At 71.1% G+C, this 5996-nt stretch carries 9 protein-coding genes; 2 read left to right on the forward strand and 7 right to left on the reverse strand.

The genetic code is table 11. The features are described 5' to 3' along the window. The first annotated feature begins 211 nt into the window (after nt 1–211). Together ACFU7Y_RS38270 and ACFU7Y_RS38275 are read left to right on the forward strand one after the other, a co-directional pair. Nucleotides 212–565, forward strand: a complete 354-nt coding sequence (locus ACFU7Y_RS38270; protein WP_380771112.1) for a hypothetical protein — start codon at nt 212–214, stop codon at nt 563–565. Nucleotides 566–752: 187 nt separating this feature from the next. Continuing rightward, the gene (locus ACFU7Y_RS38275) at nt 753–1436 is read left to right on the forward strand and encodes an HNH endonuclease family protein (protein WP_380771113.1); all 684 of its coding nucleotides are present in this window, start codon (nt 753–755) and stop codon (nt 1434–1436) included. Nucleotides 1437–2168: 732 nt separating this feature from the next. Here the strand turns inward: ACFU7Y_RS38275 and ACFU7Y_RS38280 are convergent. The 7 genes from ACFU7Y_RS38280 to ACFU7Y_RS38310 form a co-directional block, all read right to left on the reverse strand. Beyond that, nucleotides 2169–2435: a hypothetical protein gene (locus ACFU7Y_RS38280; protein WP_380771114.1), complete on the reverse strand. Its 267-nt coding sequence runs from the start codon at nt 2433–2435 to the stop codon at nt 2169–2171. Between the two features lie 56 nt (nt 2436–2491). Next, entirely contained in the window at nt 2492–2782 is a 291-nt protein-coding gene (locus ACFU7Y_RS38285; RefSeq protein ID WP_380771115.1) for a hypothetical protein, read from the reverse strand. Continuing rightward, complete coding sequence (locus tag ACFU7Y_RS38290) at nt 2779–3111, reverse strand: hypothetical protein (RefSeq protein ID WP_380771116.1); 333 nt, start codon at nt 3109–3111, stop codon at nt 2779–2781. Before ACFU7Y_RS38290 ends, ACFU7Y_RS38285 begins: the two co-directional genes overlap by 4 nt. Nucleotides 3112–3143: 32 nt before the next feature. Next, nucleotides 3144–3587 (reverse strand): sigma factor-like helix-turn-helix DNA-binding protein, encoded by a 444-nt coding sequence (locus ACFU7Y_RS38295; protein WP_380771118.1) that lies wholly within the window; start codon nt 3585–3587, stop codon nt 3144–3146. A 41-nt stretch (nt 3588–3628) separates the two neighbouring features. Further along, complete coding sequence (locus ACFU7Y_RS38300; RefSeq protein WP_380771119.1) at nt 3629–4813, reverse strand: helix-turn-helix domain-containing protein; 1185 nt, start codon at nt 4811–4813, stop codon at nt 3629–3631. A 170-nt stretch (nt 4814–4983) separates the two neighbouring features. Continuing rightward, nucleotides 4984–5142 (reverse strand): hypothetical protein, encoded by a 159-nt coding sequence (locus tag ACFU7Y_RS38305; RefSeq protein ID WP_380771120.1) that lies wholly within the window; start codon nt 5140–5142, stop codon nt 4984–4986. A 671-nt stretch (nt 5143–5813) separates the two neighbouring features. Continuing rightward, nucleotides 5814–5996: hypothetical protein (locus ACFU7Y_RS38310; RefSeq protein WP_380771121.1), on the reverse strand; the 183-nt coding region annotated here is incomplete at its 5' end.

The following is a 5996-nucleotide window of genomic DNA, read 5'->3' on the forward strand; positions in this document are numbered from 1 at the left end:
GCTCGGATCTCCAGATCAGGACAGCAGGCGCACAGGGCCAGCGACCGGCAAAGCCGTCAGCCTCACCCTCCCCAGTGAAGATCACCAACAGCATCAGTTGTGTGGTCGGTAGCAGCGAGTAGCGACGCTCGCGGCTGTGGTGGAAGTAGCGGTTTGCCGTAGGAGAGGTTTGCTCGGGTCGGTCGAGTCGGGAGCGCTGTACGATCGGCCGATGAGTGAGGACTATCCGTTCGAGGACGGCCGCAACCTTGCATGGGAGCTGGAAGGATTCGGCCCCGACGAGTGGCTCTGCTCGTCCGTCACGGTGACGCGAGAGCAGTTCCTGCAGGTGAGGGGCCTGTTCGATCTCGGTGATGACGAATGGATGATGGCCGGTGGGTACCCGGTTCCCGTCGAGGCCCAGGGCCCGCTACGGGCAGTCGTCGAGACGGCGCTGTTCGAGGAGGGGGTGGACTACTTCCTCGGAGCTCGCCAGGACCTCCCCTCGGGACTCTGGCCTCCCGCCGGGGTCTGTGGGCCGTTCCCGGGCCCGATTCCTCCGCCGCAGAGCCAGCACCCGTCGTGACGGCTCCACAAAACTCGCGCCAGAGCCCAGATCCGTGAACAGCTGACTTCACGAACCGTGAACAAAGCCACCGCACCACCGCGCTGGTCCGACTGGCCCAAGACCTCGCGTCAACCCTGGTCAGGGCACGCCGCCGACCAGGTGACCAACCGCAGCTCGCCATCCGGGCGCCGGTAGACGTGACCCCATGATCATCACTGCCAGGTGGCGCCGCAGCGCCACCGTCCTGGCCGCGCTCGCCGCGCTCTTCCTGCCCGCCGCAGCCCCGGCCACCGCTGAAACCACCGCCCCGGCCACCAGCACGGTGTCCGCGCGCCGCGACCTGCCCGAGCCTCCGCCCGTCGACGTCGCGCGCGCCGAGCTCAACGAACTCACCGTCGAGGCCCCACACTCCATGGGCGGGTACTCGCGCGAGAGGTTCCCGCACTGGATCAAGATCTCCGGCGAGTGCGACACCCGCGAGACCGTCCTCGCCCGCGATGGCCAGGACGTCGTCCAGAACGACAAGTGCCAGGCCGTCGCCGGGACGTGGGTCAGTCCCTACGACGGCAAGACCTTCACCGACGCCAAGGCACTCGACATCGACCACCTGGTCCCGCTCGCGGCCTCGTGGAGGTCCGGGGCCGACACCTGGACCACCGACAAGCGCCGCGCCTTCGCCAACGATCTGGAGCACTCCCAGCTACTCGCCGTCTCCGCCGCCTCCAACCGCGCCAAAGCCGACAAGGGCCCCGACGCCTGGCGGCCGCCGTCCACCGCCTACTGGTGCACCTACTCCCGTGCCTGGACCCACATCAAGAACCTCTACGGCCTCAGCACCACCCAGGCCGAGAAGGCCGCGCTGGTCGAGATGCTCGACACCTGCGCGTAGCGGACGTGCCGGCCCGCCCGTGTATCCCGGGCGGGCCGAGGAGTTGTCCGTGCTTGTGCGAGCAGCGGGGCTTGACTGGGGGCGCCGTTTCGTAGGTGCTGGTCTGGCCGTCGGCCCTTGGACCCGGTGGTCGTCGCCCCGTGGACGGGGTGACGACCATCGTCGTTTTCTGGGGCGGTTCGGCGGGGGTTGACTGGCTGCCAGGAGGGTGTAGGGTCCGCCGGTTTCGCGGTTGCCCTGTCTCTGGTTGCCCTCGTGGATTTGGTTCCTGGGCTGACTTGACCGGCGTTCTCGCTTTCCTACTGTCCGGTGCCACGGACCCGCCCGGCCCTGTCCGGGGTACCGCGCACACTGGAGCGTCGTGTGTGCGGCTGCGTCTGTGTCAGCCATCCACGACTCGGAGGGGAACCATGATGACCACGCGCACCTCACGGCGCCGGAACGCTGCGTCGCGCACCCGTGGGACGGACCGTCGGCCCCAGGCGGTGGCGCGGCCGGCGCGGCCGGCCTGGCGTGACCCTGGCCGGATGCTCGGCGCGGTGCTCGCGAACGCCGGCTCCGGGCTGGCCGTCGCCGTGCTGCTGTTCCTGGTGCAGCATGTCGAGGTTGTCCGGCGCTGATGCCTTGGTTGGGGACCGGTCCGCTGCCCGCTCGGGGGTTCGGGCGCGGACCGGTCCTCCCAGTGTGTGCGGGCGGGTACCGCAGTGCCGCTGGGGTTGGTCCGGGGCGGTGTCAGGGGGCGTCTCCCTGCCAGTCCCAGCGGCGCGGGTCCGCCAGGCGGGGTTCGTAGTGGGCGCGGCCGCCGGCGCCGTAGGAGCCGATCTCGGTGGGGAGTGCGGCGCCGTCGGCGAGCTGGTCGGCATTCCAGCCGGTGACGTCCAGGAGGAGGCCGTCGAGCGGGCCTGCGACGAGCTCGCGGTACTCGTGCCCGGGCTGGGGGCCGGGGTCGTCATGGTCGGCTCCGTAGACCCGGCCCCGCAGCAGCACCTCGCCGTCCATGACGCCCAGCCTCCCAGCCGCCACCGACACCGCGCGGACGGTCCGGCGGTGCCGGTTCACCACCAGGCCGGTTCGACGCCGGCGCCCTGGTCGTCGTCCCGGCCGCGGTCGGCAGCGCGGTGACCGGCCTCCAGTGCCTGGGTCTCGTCTCGGAGCAGCTCGGTGATCCAGTCGGCGACGCCGGTGGGGAAGCGGAGGGTGCGTTGTTCGATTCCGTAGGGGGTGCCGATGGTGACCCAGATGTCGTCTCCGGCGGCGGTGCCGGGGGCGGCGGCGTGGTCGGTGAACGCTTCGAGGGCGTCGGCGAGGTCGGTGGCGGCGGCCTCGCTGTCGTTGTCGGTGTTCACCAGCTCGCCGGGCCGTCGTGGAAGTTGGCGGGTTCCGGGGCCTGGCGGATCGTACCGGAGTGGTGGAGGTACCAGCCCCAGTCGTCGAAGCCGGGTCCCCAGCGGACGAGGGCGACCCAGGTGGTGGAGCCCTGGTGCAGGCGCCAGCGTTCCACTCGGCCGGGCCGCCACTGGCCGCCGAGGCGGATCTCGATCCATCGCCAGCGTGGCTCGGTGTCCCAGCTTCGGCCGGGGCCGGACATCAGCTCGCGCGGTGCCCGCTCGGCATCGCCGACCTGGTGGTCCGGGTGGCCGGGGTGGGGGCGGGAGAACGGCACTGCGCTGGTCACACCCCCACCGTAAATCGAACAGGCGTTCCTATTCAAACATGGGGTCGATATCTCCGCGTGGCGCGCCGCGTGAGGGAGCGGAGCCGTACGCGCACTGCGGCGGGGTCGGTCCCGGTGAGCGCCGCCACCTCCGCCTCCGGCAGCCCCAGTACCAGGTGGAGCAGCAGCACGTCCTGTTCGGGTGCGGCGAGGTGGGCGATGGGGCGTAGTGGTCTGGGGCCGGCGAGGAGGTGGACGCGTCGGCGGAGGGCGTCCCAGGCGAAGGCTGTGGGGTTGGTGCTGATGGCGTGGGCCCATTCGTCGGCGAGGTGGTCGCGGGTGGCGCGGAGGGCGAGGTGGGTGTCGGTGGGGGTGAGGAGGAGGTCGGCGTAGTCGCGGTAGCGGTGGTGGTTGCGGTTGTAGAGGGCGTCGAGGTCGAGGGTGTGGTGGGTGAGGGAGGTGGTGGGGTGCGAGAGTTCGGGGGGGGGGGCGGGCATGGTCTCTCCCTCCGGTTGCTGGGCGAGGGTGTCGGGCGGGCTCAGCCGAAGACGGGCAGGGTCGAGCGGGAGGCCCCGTGTTCAGGGGTCCAGTAGGGGTCCCGGGCGACTTGGGCGTGCTCCCACAGGGGCCGCACCATGTCCGCGTCGGCGTTGAGGGCGTCGACGACCTGGCCGATGACGGGCCAGTCGGGCAGGGAGGTGGCCTCCGTCTCCTTGTCGAGGAGGCCGGTGACGTCTCGGGGGCTGAGGGGGCCGTCGACCTGCTCGCAGACCAGGGCCGGGGGTGGGCTGAAGGCGGCGAGGTGCAGGCCGCGCAGGGCCGAGCGCAGAGTGGCGAGCGCTTCGGTGAACAGTTCGTCGTCGTTGCGGCGGATCACGGGGGGCCGCGGGCGGGCCCCTTGGGCGGTCTGCCAGAGGATGCGCAGGTCATCGGGGTTCGCGCCGCAGGCCTCGGTGATCGACCGGGTGATCGGCCAGGACGGCATCTTGTGCCCTGACAGGACCCGGCAGACGAACGAGGGGGAGACCTCGGCCGCTTGCGACAGGGCCCTGATGGTCGTGCCGGAGCTGCGCTGGAGGTGGGACAGGGCGCGGGACAGGCGGGCGGCGTCGCGCCGTTCGCCGCGTTGGCCCGGTGGTGCGTCGTCCTCGGCGGCGGTGTCGTCGCCGGCCTCGGCCGCGCCGACCTCCCGGGGCTGGCTCTCGACGGCCGCGGGGTGGACGAGAGCGGGGGCCAGGGCGGCGTCGGCCGCGAGCCGGAAGGCCGGGGCCCCTGCGCTGGCGGTGCGGCGTCCGCGGTTGCGGCGGCGGCGGCGCAGGTACTCCTCGTTGTAGCGGCGCGCGACGTACTTCGCGCTGAGGCTGAGCGTCTCGCCGATCGCGTCCCAGTCGTGGCCCTGATGGCGGGCCTGCTGGATCAGGTGGGCCTTGAGGTCTTCCAGGTCCTGCTCGACGAGCATGACCTGTTCGAGGGCCCGCAGGGGCTGGGGCATCCGGGTCAGGCGGTTGATCTCCACGCCCCGTTCGGCGACGGAGCGGGACACCGCCGCCGCCTCGGCGTCGCGCGCGCGCACCAACTTGCCCATGCCCAGCTTCTCGCCCTTGTGGTCGGTGCTGGTGGCGCCCTTCGCGCGGCACGCGGGGCAGTACTTCGGGATCCGGCCGCGGTCGCAGGGGCGCCGGAAGGGGGTCTTGCACTGGTGGCAGGTCAGGGTGGTCTTCATCGTGATGGTTCTCCTCGCCCGGCCGCGTGCCGGGTTGCGGCGCGGCAACGGGTAGCTGAGCGGTCGTAGCGGTCCGCCGGCGGTGCGGGGAAACACCCCCGCTGGCAGGCTGCCGGGGGCGAAGGGGCGGGCCTGCGCGCGGCGGGGAACCGGCGCGCAGGCCCGGTCGTTCACCGGCGGGTGACGGTGCTCAGCCGCAGGTAAGAGCCGTGCAGCACGGACAGCAGGGCGACCACGACGGCGCCGCAGAGCGCGCTGTCGAGCGCCGGGGCGAGCAGCAGCGGCACGGCAAGGGCCGTCCAGGCCCGGGTGGGCCGAACGTTCACCACCAGGTCAACGGTCCACCGGCAGCTCGTGGTTTGGGGACCCTTCGGGCGCGGGATGTTACGGTCGAACCCACCGTCCGGTAGCGCGTGGGCGTTGCGGGAGCTGCTGCGGAGTGCGGACATGTGTCCTCCTCAGAACGACGTGGCAGGGGGTAGCGGAGCCCCGGCACAAGTTTTCGACGACCGGTTGCCGGGGCCCGCAGACCAGCGACAGTAGCCGCCGGTACACGCAGCGTGGTAGCTGCACAGCCCTTAAATGCGATTCGCAGTCATATCGGTTAACCTGCACGGCTGGACAGTTCTAGCGTTCGAAAAGCAGCGGTCAAGTTCGGTCAAAACCAACGAGCTTGACGCCTCACTTCGATCGGCCAACGAACCCCGCCCGAACCCCCCGAGCGCCGGCGGCGCCACCGCCTGATCCCCCGACCTTCGAGGACATCTCGGCCGCAACGCGACCGCGCCAGGTCGGCAGCATCCGTCCGGTCCGACCGTACGGTGACGTCCTTCAGGTGCAGGAAATCCCTCCGGCCGAAGGCCGCCGCCAGACTCCCCCAGCACTCCCTGTCTGCGTACAGGGAAAGGTGCCCAACTACGTACAAGCGAATGTGCTCAGCTTCCTTCGCCGACTCGCCTCGGGGGGTGAACGGCCGACGTGGGCTGACTCGTCGCCGTGATCAACGGAGACGGGAATCGCTGATATTCAACCTCCTGCGCGAGAGGTATCGCGGCAGCATCGACACCCACGAGAGCATCTTCACCGCCGTCGCCAACGGCCAGATCGGCGTGGAGTGGGCGTAGGCAGCTTGTGGCGCTGCTTCCATCAGAACGTCGCTGGCCGACCTCGCGGAGTTGCGGGG

It is taken from the genome of Kitasatospora sp. NPDC057542 (genome assembly GCF_042801945.1).
Lineage (GTDB): Bacteria > Actinomycetota > Actinomycetes > Streptomycetales > Streptomycetaceae > Kitasatospora.